The 17973-nt window shown below is 38.2% G+C and carries 16 protein-coding genes; 4 read left to right on the plus strand and 12 right to left on the minus strand.

What is annotated here, in order from left to right:
- The first annotated feature begins 5 nt into the window (after window positions 1-5).
- Together VB711_RS14085 and VB711_RS14090 are read left to right on the plus strand one after the other, a co-directional pair.
- Window positions 6-455 (plus strand): hypothetical protein, encoded by a 450-nt coding sequence (locus VB711_RS14085; RefSeq protein ID WP_323286718.1) that lies wholly within the window; start codon window positions 6-8, stop codon window positions 453-455.
- Between the two features lie 2 nt (window positions 456-457).
- Window positions 458-1114 (plus strand): hypothetical protein, encoded by a 657-nt coding sequence (locus VB711_RS14090; RefSeq protein WP_323286719.1) that lies wholly within the window; start codon window positions 458-460, stop codon window positions 1112-1114.
- Window positions 1115-1128: 14 nt separating this feature from the next.
- On the opposite strand, the gene VB711_RS14095 is transcribed toward VB711_RS14090, so the two are convergent.
- Entirely contained in the window at window positions 1129-2091 is a 963-nt protein-coding gene (locus VB711_RS14095) for a DUF1517 domain-containing protein (RefSeq protein WP_323286788.1), read from the minus strand.
- 1006 nt (window positions 2092-3097) lie between these two features.
- On the opposite strand from VB711_RS14095, the gene VB711_RS14100 reads away from it, so the two are divergent.
- Window positions 3098-4333 (plus strand): glycosyltransferase family 4 protein, encoded by a 1236-nt coding sequence (locus VB711_RS14100; protein ID WP_323286720.1) that lies wholly within the window; start codon window positions 3098-3100, stop codon window positions 4331-4333.
- A 110-nt stretch (window positions 4334-4443) separates the two neighbouring features.
- Here the strand turns inward: VB711_RS14100 and thiS are convergent, their stop codons facing one another.
- From thiS to fni, 7 genes are all read right to left on the minus strand, one after another.
- Window positions 4444-4656: a sulfur carrier protein ThiS gene (thiS, locus tag VB711_RS14105; RefSeq protein WP_323286789.1), complete on the minus strand. Its 213-nt coding sequence runs from the start codon at window positions 4654-4656 to the stop codon at window positions 4444-4446.
- 19 nt (window positions 4657-4675) lie between these two features.
- Window positions 4676-5722, minus strand: a complete 1047-nt coding sequence (locus VB711_RS14110; RefSeq protein WP_323286721.1) for a thiamine phosphate synthase — start codon at window positions 5720-5722, stop codon at window positions 4676-4678.
- Window positions 5723-5799: 77 nt separating this feature from the next.
- Entirely contained in the window at window positions 5800-6384 is a 585-nt protein-coding gene (locus VB711_RS14115; RefSeq protein ID WP_323286722.1) for a Uma2 family endonuclease, read from the minus strand.
- A 257-nt stretch (window positions 6385-6641) separates the two neighbouring features.
- Window positions 6642-7199 carry a recombination mediator RecR gene (gene recR / locus VB711_RS14120; protein ID WP_323286790.1) on the minus strand — a complete coding sequence of 186 codons (558 nt, stop codon included), beginning with the start codon at window positions 7197-7199 and terminating at the stop codon, window positions 6642-6644.
- Window positions 7200-7325: 126 nt separating this feature from the next.
- Window positions 7326-9527: an HAD-IIB family hydrolase gene (locus VB711_RS14125; protein ID WP_323286723.1), complete on the minus strand. Its 2202-nt coding sequence runs from the start codon at window positions 9525-9527 to the stop codon at window positions 7326-7328.
- A 525-nt stretch (window positions 9528-10052) separates the two neighbouring features.
- Window positions 10053-11888, minus strand: a complete 1836-nt coding sequence (sppA, locus tag VB711_RS14130; RefSeq protein WP_323286724.1) for a signal peptide peptidase SppA — start codon at window positions 11886-11888, stop codon at window positions 10053-10055.
- 49 nt (window positions 11889-11937) lie between these two features.
- On the minus strand, window positions 11938-12996 hold the full coding sequence (gene fni / locus VB711_RS14135; RefSeq protein WP_323286725.1) for a type 2 isopentenyl-diphosphate Delta-isomerase: 1059 nt from the start codon (window positions 12994-12996) through the stop codon (window positions 11938-11940).
- 252 nt (window positions 12997-13248) lie between these two features.
- Between fni and VB711_RS14140 the strand changes: the two genes are divergently transcribed.
- Window positions 13249-14361 carry a saccharopine dehydrogenase family protein gene (locus tag VB711_RS14140; RefSeq protein ID WP_323286726.1) on the plus strand — a complete coding sequence of 371 codons (1113 nt, stop codon included), beginning with the start codon at window positions 13249-13251 and terminating at the stop codon, window positions 14359-14361.
- A 134-nt stretch (window positions 14362-14495) separates the two neighbouring features.
- Here the strand turns inward: VB711_RS14140 and VB711_RS14145 are convergent, their stop codons facing one another.
- The 4 genes from VB711_RS14145 to VB711_RS14160 all read right to left on the minus strand — a co-directional run bounded on the left by VB711_RS14145 (window position 14496) and on the right by VB711_RS14160 (window position 17964).
- A complete protein-coding gene (locus tag VB711_RS14145) occupies window positions 14496-15035 on the minus strand; it encodes a PIN domain-containing protein (protein ID WP_323286727.1) in 540 nt (179 codons plus the stop codon).
- A complete protein-coding gene (locus tag VB711_RS14150; protein WP_323286728.1) occupies window positions 15028-15375 on the minus strand; it encodes a hypothetical protein in 348 nt (115 codons plus the stop codon). The genes VB711_RS14145 and VB711_RS14150 overlap by 8 nt, the downstream gene beginning before the upstream one ends.
- Window positions 15376-15549: 174 nt before the next feature.
- On the minus strand, window positions 15550-16650 hold the full coding sequence (locus tag VB711_RS14155) for a glycosyltransferase family 1 protein (protein ID WP_323286729.1): 1101 nt from the start codon (window positions 16648-16650) through the stop codon (window positions 15550-15552).
- Window positions 16651-16731: 81 nt separating this feature from the next.
- On the minus strand, window positions 16732-17964 hold the full coding sequence (locus VB711_RS14160; protein WP_323286730.1) for a class I SAM-dependent methyltransferase: 1233 nt from the start codon (window positions 17962-17964) through the stop codon (window positions 16732-16734).
- Between the last annotated feature and the right edge of the window lie 9 nt (window positions 17965-17973).

The raw sequence follows: 17973 nt of genomic DNA on the forward strand, positions 1-17973 counted from the left end.
GGTATATGTCACTTTTTTTAGGACAAAGAAATCGTAACGGTTTAACTGATAGACAAATAGAGTATTGTATTGAGGCTTGGGAAGTTTTATGTGGTGATGAAGATAAAATTCTGATTACAGATCAGGCAAATATAAATGGTTCTCGAACACGTTTTGTAGAAAACAGAAATGTTGTCTATTTAGGAGCAGATGCCTATCCTGGTAATAACTCTAGCGCAAATTCTAGAATGTCTGTACTGGCCTGTCTAGCTCATGAATTATCACATATAAACCGCTTTAAAATGGCTTATAGCCGACCTCTAGAAATGCCTGATATACTTATAGATGAAGCTGAAACAAGTTTAGATGCTTCTTTTCATATTGCAATCAGTTCCAAAGATCGAGAAGACTTGATAGAAGATGCAAGAGATAGGCTTACTGAATGGTTGGCTTATAATCCTGAGTCAGGAGAATAAACATGATTAAAACTGTAGAACCAAGTGGTGTAATTCTAAAAGACATTTGTGATATACAAACAGAAAAGTGTGTTGCCAAAGATTCACCAGCAGCCATTACTGCTGTTTGGTATTCTCCAGGACGTAAACAGGTTAACGTTTGTCGAGCCTGTCTTGATGAAATGGTACGTCGAGGAGAATGGGAGGTTAAAGGTGCTAGATTAAAACATCGCGCCGATATAGTTATTTTCGACCCTAAAGGGAAAGTTAAGCTAATTGCAGAGGTTAAGAAAATCTCCTTAAAAGAGAAATCTGCGCAGCGTCGTGCTAGTGAAATCCGACGCAACTTGCTAGTACATTCAGGTATACCAAATACACCCTTTTTTCTTGTTGCTTTTCCTGATAATTTCTATTTGTGGAAGGAAGATATATCTGATATCTACGACAAACCAGCAGATTATCGTTTTGATGCCAAGAATACTATTGACAACTATGCAGACAAAAAAGAAGTTTCCCCATTAGAAATGTCTGAACGAGATTTTGAGTTCTTAGTGTCAGATTGGTTAAAAGATTTGGTTAATGCTAAAAGTCCTGAAGATAGTTTAGAATGGGCAACTAAATCAGGACTTTATGATGCTATTAGAGATGGCTCGGTTGCTATAGAGGTGGCATTACAATAACCAGCCTCTACACCTTAAACAATCTTTAAATCAGGATACTCAGCAAACAAATCATCAGATGTGAGAGTATCACCTTCCGCTTGAGGTGTCCAAAGAACTTCAAAAGCTAAAAGTTGCTCACTGGGAATACTACCAATTTGTCGCAAAGCTTGACGTAAATCTTCTATTGTGTTGACTGGTGGAAGTTGAAATTTGCCCAGAGTCGCTGCCAATAACGTCACAATGATATACTCTCCCGGACCACCGCTAATTAAACGGGTGGGATTGTCGAGTTCAGCAGGTAAAGCTTCTTGTCTAGTTGCTGACCTTAACTGATTATTGACATTAGTTAAAGTTTCTTGACTAAATTTACTCCGTTCTGCTAAAGACAAACGGTTAAACTGTGACTCAGCCGCATTTAGTTTCCCTTGTTCGCTGCTACTACCTGCATATACCCAGTATTCAGGATGACGCAACAAAGCCAGACTAACTTCTTGCAAAATTTCTGCTCTTCCTTCTGGGGTGTTGGTGTCAGAACTTGCGGCTAATTCGTTGAGTTCAGGTTGTAAATCCCTGGCTTGTGCTAATAAACCTACTTGTAGACGGTTAACACTAACGGCAGGATTGCTACCATATTCTACCTGATTTTCATTGCCAGCGACACGACGAAAAGTCTGCATTAAAAAATTAGCGATCGCAAAAAATATTAAAATACCAAACAAACCACCAAAGCCTCCCCCAATTCCCCAAAAAGGAATCAAGAACGGAAAGCCAAACCCACCACCAGGATATGGTGCATATCCCCCACCAGGAGGTGCATAGGTACGCGGTGTATAAGTGCGACTAGAAGGCATTCTAAAAGACCCACCACCAATGCGCCCACCACTGCGGGCTGCTAATGCCCCATCAGCGTGTCCCAAGGCTAATGCTAACACCAAACCCAAAACCAAGCCAGTTTTTAATAGGGGTTTGAAAATTTGTCTTAATTTTTTACGCATAATACATCCACTAAAAACTGCTAACTCAAGTGTATTGAGCATATATTCAGTTTACCGCGTCTGCATCTTTGTTAGGCAGCAAACAGAGGGGGGATTTCTCACACTGAAAACCGTACTCCAAAAGCTCTAAGTAATCACACTGCTTGACAATCAGTTGATTATTCCCAACCGATAACTTTGCGACCCTGAACAGTAAGCATTTTTACAAACAATTAATTATATTATATAGCAAATTAATACCAGATTCTCAGGATATATCTAGATTTAAAATTGCTGGAATAGGCTATTAATCAAGACTTTTCAACCAAAATATCATCAATGCTATTTTCACTCATCAATTTTTGGTAGTAGCTCGTTTTTTCCCGGATAGATCAAAAATTTTGAGCAGGTATGAATAGGGGGTTACAGGAATTATTTTTGCTTTAAGAGGTTGGGTTAAAAGTTAAAAGAATTGCTCAGAAATCATTCCCTTCCGTAAATCTACTAATTAAAGAGGATAGCTTGATGATTAGACCTAAATCATTATCTAGAATACCAAATAATCAAATTTTTCTGGCAAGTTGGCATGGATTCTTAAAACAGTTAAGCTATTCTACAGATATCAGTTAGATTTAGTCATTCTCCCGGTAGTTTCTAAGTAAGTGAAGGAGAATGATAGAGATAAAATCTAGCTAGATTTTCGCATATAAAAAAATTATCCATTATTGGTAAATTGTCAGTCATACCAATTTAGGATTTTAAGAGTCTTGAATCGTGGAAACCCATCATCACTATTTCAATTGATTGTCAAAATCAAAGGTCAATAACTTGAAAAATAAACTTACCATCATTATGCTATTTATCTACTAATTTCGGTATGGGATATTTTGCTATTGATGGAATTTTTATTTTTGTGCCAGAATTACTCAGCTAGTTAAGTAAAGTTTTTTTAATTTCTTTGTTCAGCATTTCATAACAAAACATTGGCGATTTATCAGTATTAACCGTTTATTTATCAAACTTAATTATGGAACATATTTCACAATTAGGCACACAAGTTAGGGATAAAACTGCTTATCCAGATATTCTGGTTATCTCTCGCATTTTTCGACCAAAAGATGTTGTAATTGGGGAATATATCTATAATCGTTGTTTGCAAGATCCAGAAAGGGTAATTGTATTGGCTGCTGGTTGTTCTGGAGATAAAATATTTGATCAAATGCAACGTTTTCCGGTTTATCGCTGGCCGTCTATAGGTTTGTTTCGTGGTACTTTGTTAGTAAATATCTTTAAACCTGTAGTCAACATTGTTTGGTCTTTTTTGTTGGCTATTAAACTATATTTCCGCTATCATTACCGCTATATTGAATGGTGTCATGGTTACGAATTTCCGGCATTATTGCTACTTAGCTATCTTTTACCAATTCAGTTTTTTATCTATTTGCATGGTAAAGATTTACAGTCTGCAATAAGGAATCCTGTAGGGCGATCGCTCTTTAAATTAACCCTGAAACGAGCCGCTGGTATTGTTTGTCAAACTTCCCATATTCGAGATTATCTCCGCACTAATTTTCGTCTTGACACCCCTACTCATGTAATTAATCCAGTGGTTAGACCAGAAAAATTTGGTACTCCCACAAGTTTAAGTCATCTTGATGATTTACGAAGTAAATTACGTCAGAAGTATAATATTTCTGAAACAGCGATTTTAATTCTTTCTGTTGGTAGTTTAGTCAAACACAAAAGTTTTAATCGGGTAATAGATAATATTCCTTTATTATTGACCCTTGGGTTAGATGTCCACTATATAATTTGTGGAGAAGGTGCTTGTGAATCGCAATTAAAATCTCTCGCGCAACGTTTGCGTGTAGATCAACGAGTACACTTTGCTGGATCTGTCCCAGAACGAGATTTGGCCGCTTACTATGCAGCTTGTGATATTTTTGCAATGTTGACTTTGCGCGATCGCTATCAAAAAAATCTAGACCATTTTAGCATGGTTTATTTAGAAGCAGGTTATTTCGGTAAACCAGTTATTGCTTCTCGTTTAGGTAGTATTTTAGATGTAGTTCATCATGAAGAAAATGGTCTATTGGTGAATCCCAATTCTGGTTATGAAGTTCTCCAAGCTTTTAGACGTTTGTGTGAAGATAAGCAATTACGAGAAAAATTCGGTCGTCAAGGACAGGAATTAACCAAGCGGAAAAGTTACCACCGTTGGCTATATAGTCCTGAATCTTGTTTATCTTGTTTATTAAATTAGGTAATAGGTAATAGGTGATAGGAATAGCAGGAAGAAAAAGAAGAAATTCCAAAATTAATCCTGTTAATCCTAAAATCCTGTGAATCCTGATTCAGACTATTCAGACTATATCAACCACCACCGACAATAGTTACGACTTCTAAGCGATCGCTATCTTTGATTTTAGTATCTGGCCAAAATTGTCGGTGTAAAATTTCACCATTATATTCCACGGCGACCAACCGGGGATTAAAACCTAATTGTTGAAGTAATTCAGGTAAAGAAATTTGATCTGTACAACTGCGAGTTTCCCCATTTACTTGGAGATTAATTTGACAATTGATCATTTGTAATTCCTAAATTTTATAATTTCCGATGAAGTTGAGAAAGAAAATATTGTGTTAACAAAGTTGGTTGTTCTGCTTGCATGAGCGATCGCACAATTGCTACTCTTCGCGCTCCCCCATCCATCACATCATTAATATTACTTGGATCTATGCCCCCAATAGCAAACCAGGGAATAGAACAATTTTTAGCCGCATAACTCACATATTCTAACCCTGTGGCTGATTTACCTGCCTTAGTCGGTGTTTCATACACTGGACCCACACCAATATAATCTGCACCTTCGGCAATTGCCCCTTGCATTTCTTCAGGATTTGTGGTAGATCGGCCTATTAATCGCTTAGTTCCTAACAATTCTCTAGCCGCAGAGATAGGCATATCTTTTTGACCTAAATGAACCCCATCGGCATCTACAGCCAAAGCCAAATCTATTCGGTCATTGATAATAAATAAAGCCCCATAATCATGGCATAATTGGCGTAATTTTCGAGCCTGTTCCAGACGAATTAGATCATCAGCAGTTTTTTCCCGATATTGTAACAGGGTTAATCCACCCTTGAGAGATGCTTCCACCACCTGAAACAAATTTTCAGCCGGAGCAGTCACAAAATACAAGTGCGATCGCCAGAGTAATTGATGGCGCTGATAACCCATTAAATTGCTTTCCAGGGTGTAAACCTGATAACGCATTTGTTTAAAAGCTTTGCCCATGTCTGGGTGATAAAGCTTACCATATTCCTCCAACACCCGCAAAGCTTCTTGGACACGACAAAAATTAGCTTGTAACAGGGATGTAATCGAATTGCGTTGTTCTTCTTGAGGATGGCTTAAATCAGTACCAGGATCGCCTGGTGTATCTCTTGCGGCCTTTAATTCAGCACTATGCCAATGACCTACCTCTTGACGGAGTTGCTTACAAGTTTCCGTTAACTGGGCATCATTTAAACCAAAGCGACACCATTCTTCAATGATTCGCAGTCCCTCACGAGTCCGGTCTAAATTGGCATCTAAAATGCGGTAAACCACCTGTTCCACTGGTTGATTTTGGGTGTGGGCTGCGACCATTACAACAATCTCGTTTTTACTACTCCCAGTTTAACCAGCCCACCTAATATTATCCACTAAAATTGAAATTCAAATATTTATGCCTGTAAAACTTGAGCAGCAGTCAATTTAATATCGGTAAAAATGGGGGAAGCGATCGCCATATCACCTTGATAAATCTGCTCATCATAAAAACCTTCTACCCATACCAACACCGTCACCTTTTGCTCAATGGGGTCAACAATCCAATACTCTGTAATATCCCGCGCTGCGTACTCTGAGCGTTTATAACGATAATCACGACTGGCCTGATTTGGACTTACCACTTCGATCGCTAACAAAGGTGCAGGCATTTCTGGCGTTACTGTTGAACGTTTTGCCCCTTCCATAGCGATCGCTAACTCCTCTGAGAATACCACCAAATCAGGCACACGCACCCGTGAACCAGTGACTATAATTTCTGTTTTCATCGACAAGCGATAAGCTGGAATCCCCTGTTGTAAAAACCAAGCAAACAAAAAAGAAGTAATACGTCGATTAATTTCACTTTCCGCCGTCATTAATATCAATTCTCCATCTTCAAACTCATACAACGCATCCGTACCATCATCAAAACTCAAAAACTCCTCCAGAGTCATAGTCTGAGATTCTGTTTGACCTGTTTTATCTAAAGTGATAGTCATAGTCGCCTTACTTTCTAGTTAAAAACATCAATACATCACAGATAGGACTTCTTTCAATACAGTTCGGTTAAACAAATTCATCAGCCGGAAAGCCTTGTAGAGACGTTCCATGGGTAGGGATTCTCGTCTCTACAGTCCTTAAACGAACCGTATTGGGACTTCTTTTGGGATGGGCATCCTGCCCGTCCTTGTATTATTAGCAGGCAAGATGCCTGCACCACAAAAAATTTTGGAATATTTTTTTATTTGGAAGTCTATTAATCTAATTCTCGACGACCTTCCAAAGCCCTAGCTAGAGTTATTTCATCAGCATATTCCAAATCACCACCCACAGGTAAACCAAAAGCGATGCGGGTAACTTTAGTAAACGGTTTAATTAATTGACCTATATATAATGTAGTAGTTTCCCCTTCCACACTGGGACTAATAGCCATAATCACCTCTTTAGGTTGTTGCTGACTAACCCTCCTGACCAAAGCTTGAATTGTCAATTGTTCCGGCCCTATGCCATCCATTGGCGAAATTACCCCACCCAAGACATGATATTTGCCCTTGTACTCGCGGGTTTTTTCCAGTGCAATTAAATCACGGGAATCAGCCACAACACAGATAGTTTGAGGATCACGGTTAGGATTACGGCAGATTTCACAAACTGGTTCAGCAGATAAATGAAAACAGACCGTACATAAACCGATTTGTTGTTTTGCGTCAATCATCGCCTTTGCTAAGGCTTCCACCTCTGCTTCCGGGCGCTTCAAAATGTGCAACGCTAGACGCTGGGCAGATTTAGGCCCGACTCCGGGGAGACGTTGCAGTTGCTCAATTAATCGGGCTAAAGGGCGTGCGTAAACCGTGGCTTTATCTCCAGTGTGTTGTGACATTTACTATGATGACATTTTTGGGAGATTTTGGAGCGATCGCTCTAGGAAATAAAATTGATCCTAAACCATCAACAATTCTGGTTGTATTTGAGATAGATTCCCAAAAAAATCATAGTGATCTAAAGCCTCCAAAATCCCCCAGGCATAATGCCCTTGGGCAAAATAAATCTGTGGATAGCCCCGCAACTTTTCAACTTCTGGGCTGTAATTCCCCACCACAACCGCCAACGTATTTCCTGCCAGCATAGATTCATCATTACCCGATGCCCCTGCCACTAAGAACCGATCAACAGGTAAACCCCATTTTAAAGCCACATAACGAATTGCATCCCCTTTAGAAGCACGAATAGGAACTAAGTCAAGATACATATTGTGACTGTAAACCCCCTTAACAGGAAGTTGATGACGACGCAGATGTCGAATGATTTCCCGGAAATTAGGCGCTTTAGCTGCATCGACAAAATAACTGATTTTAAACTTGCCTTGTGCCTCTGGTGACTGCAATTCCACACCAGGAATATCTTTCATAGCTTGACGAATTGCTTTAGCTTGCCATTGATAGCCAATATGTTTCTGCCAACTTGTATCGGTAACTATCTGGGGACCATAATAGATTTCACTACCGGCTGATGTAATTAACAAATCTGGCATCGGAAATCGCCATTCTTCCAACATACTCAACGTACTTTCCAGACTGCGCCCAGTAGCAATACCGACTCCTGTTGTATGGCCTTCTTTGCGAATCCGCTCAATTAACTGTCCCAAAGCCTCTTGATCACCCAATAAGGTATTATCAATTTCACAAACCAGAAAACGATCAGCCGTTGGTAAACGATTGGTATCTGGTGCATTCCACTCTGGATGATCTGTGGCTGGAGACGCAGGTAGAGGACTGAGTAAAGATTGAATCCGTCGTTGAGGAAATAAACGTATTCTTTCTAGATATTTCTCAACGTGACTATGCCAAGAGAAGTATTTACAGACATTAACCAAGCCATTATTAGACCAGCGTTGCCATTTTTCGGTATCGGTCAGGGTCGTGCGTAAAGCATCTTGTATTTCTTGAATATCGAGAGGATTAATCAGTAACCCATTTTCGCAAGCTGCCAAAATGTCCCTTGGTCCTCCGTCAGCAGTCGCAATAATCGGTACCCCGCAAGCACTAGCCTCGATCAAAGTCAGTCCAAATGGTTCTGTCAGGGCTGGATTGATGAAAACTCCTTGGGTTTTTGCCGTTAACCGATATAAATCTGGGACATCATCAGCGTTGTGGTGTTTAGGATAAGCAATATGACCATAAAGATCATAGCGATCTATTAATTGTAATATCTCAATAAATACCTGACGCGGACCCGATTCCATCGTCATGATATCATCCCGTTTTCCCAATATAATTACTAAGTTGGCTAAATTCCGCAATTCAGGATCTTCACCATAGGCTTTAATTAGACTACCGACATTTTTCCGAATCGCTGGACGGGAGATAGCCATAATTATTGGCTTTTGGGGATCTTTGAGAAATCGGTCTAATTGTTGTTGAATGGGTGGATTTTGCCAATTAGCTGGGGCTGGGTAGAATCGTTCTAATGTCACACCTGGAGGAATTACTACCATACGCTCAGGCTGATAGCGATCGTAAACACTGTATTGCTGTTCAACTTCTTGATTTGTACTAGCAATCACCAAAGCTGCACCACCAAGAGTAATTTCTTCAGCTTCAATTCGTTTACTAATATGAAAATGTTCTTCAATAACTTCCTGTTTAGTTCCCTGTTCTAATAATCGTTGCTGTTTCACTCTGCCAAGAGAGTGGCCTGTATGCACAAGAGGCGTTCCTAGCCAACCAGCAACCCGACAACCTACATATCCCGCATCGGCGTAGTGTGTATGAATTACATTTGGTATTCTTCCTATTTTGCGAATGTGTCGGAGTAATTCATCGGCAAAGGTATCTAAATGTTGCCACAAGACTTCTTTACGGAGGTAGCGGCGTGGACCACAAGCAAGGCGAATAATTTGGACTTTATCTCCCAGAACTTCTACTGGTTGGGCATAGTCAGAACTCACTTTTGGATCATTTATCAATCGAGTTACTAAGTCTACTCTTTCTACTTGTGGGTTTTTCGCTAAAGTACAGGCCAGTTCGACCACATATTTTGTTTGTCCTCCAGTATCAGCATCTCTCCCTAATTCTAGGTTGTTACCCCTAATTAAACCGTGAACGCTGACAAGTAAAATGTACAATCCAGGTTTATTTAACATAGTCTCTTCCTCCGTAATAAACCGTCTAGTAGGCTATGTATAACCTTTCCATGGTGAATCAATTAACTGTTAAGGGGAAAATATTCTGTTCATAAATATAAAGTAATTATACCCGGATTTATCACAAAGAAAGAGAAAATAGGGGTAAAAAACTGCCAAAATCTATATTGTACAAATATTCCAGCAGTTAAAACATGACCCCAAATAATACAGATAGTATACCAGAAGAGTTAAAAGTTAAACAAGCAAAGTCACGTCCCATCATAGTGAATTTGCACAATGAGACTGTAACATGAGATGCCCGCGACCCAATGTTTGTCCTAGCATTAGGGAAAATAATTGATTCAGGAAAAATTAAATCGTCTCGAACACTGCCCAGAAAATGTATGGAGGAAGAATATAATTGAATCTGGTCAAGTGATAGGTTTTTGGTAGTTTCAACGCTTATTCCTTGCACCTGATTCACTTTTTCAAGCTTCAAACTCTTGATATATCTAAGTTTTAGCTTTATTAAGCAAGCCCTATTTAATCAATATGCAAATTAAAGGGTAAACGGGCATAAACCCCTTGAGGATCATTCATTTTTTGCAAAACTTGGATTTCTTGTTGTAATTTTGCCAATTCAATCATCACTGGGTTAGGAGATTGGGTTTGAGTTTTTGCTATACCTAAATTAACTCGCACTTCTTCTAAAGCCTGACCAAAAAAACGTTCTTCAAAAGTGCTAATTTGTGGATATTCTTGTACTTCCCAATCATTGCCTAATTTTGCTTGTTTAGCAGCATATTCAATCGCTACATTTAACCCACCAATTTCATCAACTAAACCGATTTCTTTGGCTGCTGTACCTGACCAGACCCTCCCTTGGGCAATTTCTGCTACTTTTTGATTTGGTAGTTTACGACCCCGGGCAACTTTATCTAAAAACAAATAGTAAATACGGTTAACGGTGCGTTGATATGATGCTAATTCTTGAGGAGATTTGGGACGAGAAACCGTTTGACTGTCGGCAAAGTTGGCAGTTTTAACACTATCCCAGGTAATGCCGTTATTATTAGCTAGTTTTTGACCATTAAAAAGCAAGCCAAACACGCCTATAGAACCCGTGATCGTGTTTGGTTCGGCAAAAATGCGATTAGAGTCGGTAGCAATATAATAACCACCAGAAGCGGCGATATCGCCCATTGAAACGATGACTGGTTTAACTTGCCGAGTTAATTTTATTTCCCTCTGCATGATTTCCGAAGCACTGACACTACCACCAGGGCTATTAATCCGCAAGACTACGGTTTTAACATCTTGATCTTGCCGAAGTTTACTGAAAATTTTAGCATAGCGATCGCCCCCTATTTCTCCATCTTCTCCTTTTCCACTCACTATTTCCCCTTCTGCATAAACTACAGCAATTTTATTGTCTGATTTGCGTTCAACACCCATTGATTTACCAGGGACTTGAGCATAATTACTAATATTAATTTGCCGGAAGGTTTTATCTTTTTTATCACTATCAGTTAACTTCTTCAGTTCTGCAACTACTTCATCTGTATAAGCTACTTGATCTATCAAACCATTGGTTTTAGCTGCCGTTGCTTCTAAAAAAGCTTGATTATCTGCAATTTCTTGTAACTTTTCCGGTTTAATTTTCCGGCTTGAACCTACAGCTTTGAGCCATTCTCCCCACACATCATCTAATAATTTTTGAGTTTGTACTCTATTTTCTGGACTTAGTTTATTCAAAATAAAAGGTTCTACTGCACCTTTAAATTTTCCCACGCGCACAACCTGAATACCAATGCCATACTTATCTAATGCCCCAGCTAAAAATATTGGTTGTGAAGCCAAACCGTTCATTTCCATGAATCCGATAGGGTTCAAAACTATTTTGTTAGCCACTGAACTCAAATAATATTTTTTTTCATCCCAATCGGCACTGTAGGCGATAATTTGTTTACCAGATGCACGAAACTTTTCTAAGGCTTGACGGATTTCTTTTAAAGAAGCATAGCCAATATTACTGCTTAATTCAGATTTTGTTCCATCTAAATAAATCCCAATAATCCGCGAATCACGTCTGGCTTTTTCTACAGTTTCTATAAGTTTACGCAGACTAATTTCTTCTTGGTCTACACCTGTCAATGTTTTTTGTAAAAATTGATTTGAACTAGGTTCTTTATCGGTGATTTTTAAGGCTAGATCAAAAACCAGTATAGATTTATTTTTAACTGCTGGACTTACATCTTTCGATGTGGCAAGTATTAACACTAAAAATAATAAACCAAAAGTGCTGATACCAGAGAAAATAGTTAGTCCTAGTAAACTGCCAATTAAACTGGCAAATGTTTGTTTAAGAAAATTATTCATTAGTTATTAGTTGTTTGTCATGATTCAAAAAGTTTTCCAACCTTACACCCTATTTTTTTTGCAAATCCTGTAAACTCCCTGATTGCTTTAACTGATCTAAACTGGTGTTGCCTGTACAGAATAACACCGTAGTGATTTCGGCAATTAATACCTCTGTTAACTCTACCACTGCTGCTTGGGAAACTGCTGCTGCTTTCAGGAAAGGCATTGCTAAACCTGCGATATCTGCCCCCAGCGCGATCGCTTTTGCCACGTCTAAACCATGACGCAACCCCCCAGAGGCAATTAAAGGCACATCAAATTCAAGATTTTCTCTAATACTGGTAATACACTCTGCTGTCGGTAAACCCCAATCAGCAAAGGTTTTGCCTAAACGACGCTGTAACGGATTTTCTGCCCGTTCTCCTTCCACCAAAGCCCAAGATGTGCCACCGGCACCAGCTACATCAATCGCTTGTACTCCAGCAGCAATCAACTTTTTAGCCATCGACCCAGAAATACCATTGCCCACTTCTTTGGCTATCACGGGTACTGGTAATTTACTACATAAATTAGAAATTTTGTCAAGCAATCCCTTAAAATTTACATCACCTTGAGGTTGAATGCACTCTTGCAAAGGGTTGAGGTGTAAAATCAGGGCATCTGCCTCTAAAATATCAATCACCCGTAAACATTGATCTAAACCATATTTATAGTTAAGTTGCACTGCACCCAAGTTAGCAAATAGCAGAGTATTAGGGGCATACTTGCGAATGGCAAAGGTATCAGCAACTTGGGGTTTTTCCACAGCCACACGTTCAGAACCCACACCCATAGCTAGTTTATATTGTTCGGCAACTTCTGCCAAGCGACAATTAATTATTCCGGCCTGTTCAGTTCCCCCCGTCATTGAGGAGATGAGTAAAGGTGATTGGAGGTGTTTTGTGAGAAAAGTTGTACTGATATCTATGTCTTTACGGTCAATTTCCGGTAAGCAACAATGGGTAAAACGATAGCGTTCCAGTCCATTGGTAATTTGCTGACACTGAACATCTTCCTCCAGACAGATGCGAATGTGATCTGCTTTGCGGTTTTGAGTTTGTACTGAAGTGCTATTAGGAAGGTTCACTGGTAGCTATGACTCCAACAGGTTGACTCTTTTATTCTTACAGTTTCAGGCAATTCTGGGGGATAGGTGGAGTCTTTTTTCTCTAAAATTATCGACAGAGAGTTTTAAATCAATCAAATACTTGGGATAATATCACGCAAAGACGCGAAGAGCCAAAACTTTTGCAAGAGGTCTATTGATTCTGAGTTGTAACTGATGACAAAGGGGACATAAACCTGCTCAAATAAAGATAATGTTGTCAAAACAGTAGTCATGACACAGCGTGTATTGATTTTAGGTGGAAGGGGACGCATTGGTAGCGCGGTTGCTAATGATATTCTCACTCACACACAAGCAGAAATTACTATCACAGGGCGATCGCTCTCGACTCAAAAGGCTGTAAACTTAGCTTTAGGTGATAGGGTGCGGTTTTTGGTGTTGAATTTGGAGGATGTTGACAAATTGCGGAGTGCGATCGCACAATCTGATTTAATCATTCATTGTGCAGGTCCGTTTAACTACCGAGATACTCAAGTTCTAGAAATCTGCATTGACCAAGGTGTAAATTATTTAGATGTCAGTGATCACCGTTCCTACACTCAAAAGGCGCTGAATTTGCACTCAAAAGCCCTGGAAGCTGGCATAACCGCAGTTATTAACACGGGGATATTTCCCGGCATTTCTAATAGTCTAGTGCGTCAAGGTGTCGAACAATTTGATCACCCAGAAAAAATACATTTAAGTTATTTAGTTTCCGGTTCTGGGGGCGCTGGTGTTACCGTCATGCGAACAACTTTTTTAGGATTACAGCATTCTTTTAAAGCTTGGATAAATGGTGAATGGCGTTTAATTCAACCTTACTCAGATCGAGAAAACATTAACTTTCCCCCACCATACAATCACAGTAATGTTTACTGGTTTGATATGCCAGAAACTATCACATTACCCCATTCTTTCCCCACTGTCAAAACTGTAATTACTAAGTTTGGTTCAATTCCTGATTTTTATAACCATTTAACTTGGATAGCTGCCCATATTTTCCCACAATGGCTAATGCAGCAAGGTTACATGATTGAATTTCTCGCTCATGTTAGTCATTTGATGACCGATTTTACTAATATCTTTAGTGGTATTGGGGTTGCAGTTCGCGCTGAGGTGACAGGTCAAAAAAACGGTAAAAATGTGGTTTATTATTCAACTATTGGTTATGAAAATACTGCCACTGCTTCCGGTATCGGTGCTGGTAGCATTGCCAAATTATTACTAGAAGGTAAACTTAAAAAACCAGGGGTTTTACCTGTAGAATTGGCATTATCCACAGATTTATTCACCCAAATAATGGCAGAACGAGGGATTGAGATTAAGGAAAATTGGCATAGCTATTGATTATTAATTTTCACAGTTTCATAAGACTGTCGCAGCGGGTGAAAAGGGCGAAAATGTAAGGTGATTTCCGAAGGAGTTTACCCTCACTGAACCGTTGCAACTCTCCTTTATTTTTATTTTTCTTATTATAAAGATTACAGAATTTTAGGAATATTACCTTGATTTAGCCAACTAATCATTAAATAAGGATGAACTATGTGAAATTCATGGATAGGAGAATGATAAATACTATGTCTTTCAGGAATGATAAGTTCAATATCTTTATTTAAAAAATCTTTAAAATTAGCTGTCACTAATATATTAGCTCGACCAGCTAAAGCTGCTTCTAAAACGTGCTGATCTTCTATATCAGTAATGGGAATAATACCCGTTCCTCCTAATATTAATTGAGGCTGAATTTGAGCATAACTGCGGATAATATCCACATAGAAAGACACATCATCAGCTAAGGGAGTTAATCTTAATAAAACTTGCTCTAAACGATTTAACATTCCCCAAGAAATCACAAGTTCTACTGTTCCGATATAACAGCGACCATAACGAACTGCGTCAACTATACTTTGACAAGCTGATAGCTTGCGTGGTGTAGTCATGTTTTCATTTCCTTTGATATCAGCTAATAATGCCGCACACCAAATATTGAGATCAAGACATAAGCGTAAAGGATTAGACATCACGAGTTAACTCAACTGAAGCAGAGAGTATATCATCTTCAGTTTCTAAGAAATTTAACCAATTTTGATCTATATTTTGGGCAATTCTTTGTTGAGCAAGTTTGTATTGATGATGCAATAAAACTCTTGTAATTTCTTGACTAATTTCTTGCCACTGTGCCTCAGAAGCGACTCCATTTAACTGTAAGAGTGCTGACCAAGTATTATGAGGTAACATAGATCCTAGCTTGATTGCAGCACTAGCTATTTGGGATGTTGAGCGATTTTCCATTTTTGATAATGCACTAATCCGCTCTGCTGTTTCTAGGTCTAAGTCTGCTGAGATGGTTTTTTCAGTCATTGCTCTATTTTTTTTGATGAGTTCTATAGAGATTATAACTTTTAATTTGTTATTTTCCATTATTGGCTTTGGGAAAATTTAATATTTAGTATAATTTTTGTGGATAACAAGAAAATGTCAATTAATAAAGAATAAGATATAAGAACCATACTTCTTTAAAAAATCGGGTATCTGCTACGATCCAAGATATTTTTTTAAAACTTCAACTGTAGCAAGTCCAGTTTTTTCCCAACTAAATTGATTCGCTCTTTTTAGTCCTTTGGCTGAAAGTTGTTTTGTTGTTTCTGAATCATTAATAATCGTTTGCATTGCTGCTGTGATTTCCCCTGAATTATAGGGATTAATTAAAATAGCAGCATCTCCCGCAACTTCTGGAAGTGAAGAAATATTAGAGGTAATTACTGGTGTGCCACAAGCCATTGCTTCTAAAACTGGTAAACCAAACCCTTCCCAAAGACTGGGGAAAACTAGCGCGATCGCTTGATTAATAATTATTGGTAATTTGTCATAAGATACATAGTTGAGGAATTTAACGAGATGATTGATTCCTAATTCTTGAGTTTGTATTTCTAATAATGGAGAGTAACGTTGATCGTAGGGACCTGCTAACCACAGTTCATAATCATTTCTGTTAGGTAGTGCAGAAAAAGCCGTAATTAATCTTTGCAGGTTTTTATAAGGGTCTTGACGACCTATGTATAGGAAATAATTGCGCTTAGGGAGATCCAGGAATTGGAACTGTGTGCGATCGCACGCCAAAAGAATTGGTGTTATTTTATTACTAGGAATCTGGAAAAAATCTACCATATCCTTAGCAGTTGCTTGAGAGTTACAAATAATATGTTCTGCTTGTTTAAGGACTTGGGGAACATAGTAACGATGGTAGGGTGTGAGTGGAGAAAATCGCTTAGGAAACCGCAACGGAATAAAATCGTGAACCATGACCACAAAGCGACAATTAGCATACAGTGGTGCTTCTGAAATTGGCGAAAATAATAGTTGCGATTTGAGCTTTTTATAAATTTGCGGTAATTCAAATTGTGTCCAAATAATCCGGTTAAAATGACCTTTCGTCCCGTCAGCAGGGGTCAGATTATTTGGTACTTGATAACAGTTAAATTCCCTATAATTTTGGCTAGTTAATAATGTAGGTTGAAGAGATTTTAAATAAGGGAAAAGGTTTTTGGCATAATTGCTTATGCCTGTTGGTTGGGAAAATAAGATAGATAAATTGATGATTAATTGATTAGACAATGAATTATTTACTGTGTTCATTAAGTAGTACATATGAAAATACAGAGATTCATGCTAACCATAAATCATCAATTATGTGTCATCAAACAGATTCGAGATTATTTACGGCTTGATACATATAATAATAAAACAAAATGCGTACTCTGCACCCACTCTATCACCTAATTCCCTCAACATTTCAACCATTATTGCATCATTATCAGTTAAATGACGGACAGATGAATCTACATTATTTATACCCCAGTACGGCATTAAAAAAGCACCTTTTGTATCCTTAATTTTAAATCCTACATCGGTTAGCATTTCTGCTGCTTCTTGAAATGTAAATTCCTTGATATGATCAAATGAACACTTGAAATCTTGATATCCAAGCATTCTATTAACACGCAAGTGAAGACTATCACGATTAGGTGAAGTAACAACAAACATCCCACCACTTTTTAGTACCCTAAATGCTTCTTTCAAACAATCAATAGGATCTGGTAGGTGTTCTATTACTTCCCTGGCAATGACAACATCAAACCTATTTTCTTCAAATTCTAGCTTCATTGCATCCATTGCCATGAATTTAAAATTTGGTTTCTTACTATATTCGGTATTTGCTTGAGATATAGCTACTTCTGAAAGGTCTGTCCCAATATATTCTTTACATTCGTCTATATATGAGGCACTACCTCCACTTCCACAACCAATTTCGAGGATCGTACTATCATAAGTTGGGACAATAGCTCCCATTATATGTCTAGTGAGTTCTTTAGCTCTAACATCATCCCACAAACAGACCATATTATAAGCGTTTTGAGATTTATATCTGCTATCCATTAATTCTTTGATATTTGCTACTGAAAGAGTTGAATAATCTGGATTAGCAGCTACAGATACGAGATTTTGTTTAATTGATTCAAGTTTTATTATTCTCTTTAAAGGTAATAAAAACCGCTTAATTTTGTGAAAAATTGTATGTGACCTTTTGTAAATTTTTTCTTGAATTGTCATATTGCTTACAAATGATTGCCAATGAACTAATGTTGCATCTAGTCTGGATATTTGATCTGTTTTAGAAAAAATAACAAATACTTCATTCGCAAATACTGGGATAAATTTTTTTGTTACCTGTTGCAAAAAAAGGTAGTCTAATTCATTCATTATCCCCTTATTAATCACAACCCATTGATAGTTACTCAATTCTATGTTTGAGTTTGAAGGGTAAGCTGTCGTATTTGAAATCTTTTCTGCAAATTCACTATTAGCTATTATTTTATCTTCATTGTTAAGATGATCCTGCAAAAATTGTAATGTATTTGACCAGTAGTTATCGCTAATTGGAAATGGCATAATTATTAC

The organism is Cronbergia sp. UHCC 0137 (assembly GCF_034932285.1).
Lineage (GTDB): Bacteria > Cyanobacteriota > Cyanobacteriia > Cyanobacteriales > Nostocaceae > Cronbergia.

Bases quoted from the DNA above. Each gene is read 5' to 3' on its own strand.
- VB711_RS14085 (WP_323286718.1), top strand. From the start codon at position 6: ATGTCACTTTTTTTAGGACAAAGAAATCGTAACGGTTTAACTGATAGA.
- VB711_RS14090 (WP_323286719.1), top strand. From the start codon at position 458: ATGATTAAAACTGTAGAACCAAGTGGTGTAATTCTAAAAGACATTTGT.
- VB711_RS14095 (WP_323286788.1), bottom strand. From the start codon at position 2,091: ATGCGTAAAAAATTAAGACAAATTTTCAAACCCCTATTAAAAACTGGC.
- VB711_RS14100 (WP_323286720.1), top strand. From the start codon at position 3,098: ATGGAACATATTTCACAATTAGGCACACAAGTTAGGGATAAAACTGCT.
- VB711_RS14110 (WP_323286721.1), bottom strand. From the start codon at position 5,722: ATGGTCGCAGCCCACACCCAAAATCAACCAGTGGAACAGGTGGTTTAC.
- VB711_RS14115 (WP_323286722.1), bottom strand. From the start codon at position 6,384: ATGACTATCACTTTAGATAAAACAGGTCAAACAGAATCTCAGACTATG.
- VB711_RS14125 (WP_323286723.1), bottom strand. From the start codon at position 9,527: ATGTTAAATAAACCTGGATTGTACATTTTACTTGTCAGCGTTCACGGT.
- sppA (WP_323286724.1), bottom strand. From the start codon at position 11,888: ATGAATAATTTTCTTAAACAAACATTTGCCAGTTTAATTGGCAGTTTA.
- VB711_RS14140 (WP_323286726.1), top strand. From the start codon at position 13,249: ATGACACAGCGTGTATTGATTTTAGGTGGAAGGGGACGCATTGGTAGC.
- VB711_RS14145 (WP_323286727.1), bottom strand. From the start codon at position 15,035: ATGTCTAATCCTTTACGCTTATGTCTTGATCTCAATATTTGGTGTGCG.
- VB711_RS14150 (WP_323286728.1), bottom strand. From the start codon at position 15,375: ATGACTGAAAAAACCATCTCAGCAGACTTAGACCTAGAAACAGCAGAG.
- VB711_RS14155 (WP_323286729.1), bottom strand. From the start codon at position 16,650: ATGAACACAGTAAATAATTCATTGTCTAATCAATTAATCATCAATTTA.
- VB711_RS14160 (WP_323286730.1), bottom strand. From the start codon at position 17,964: ATGCCATTTCCAATTAGCGATAACTACTGGTCAAATACATTACAATTT.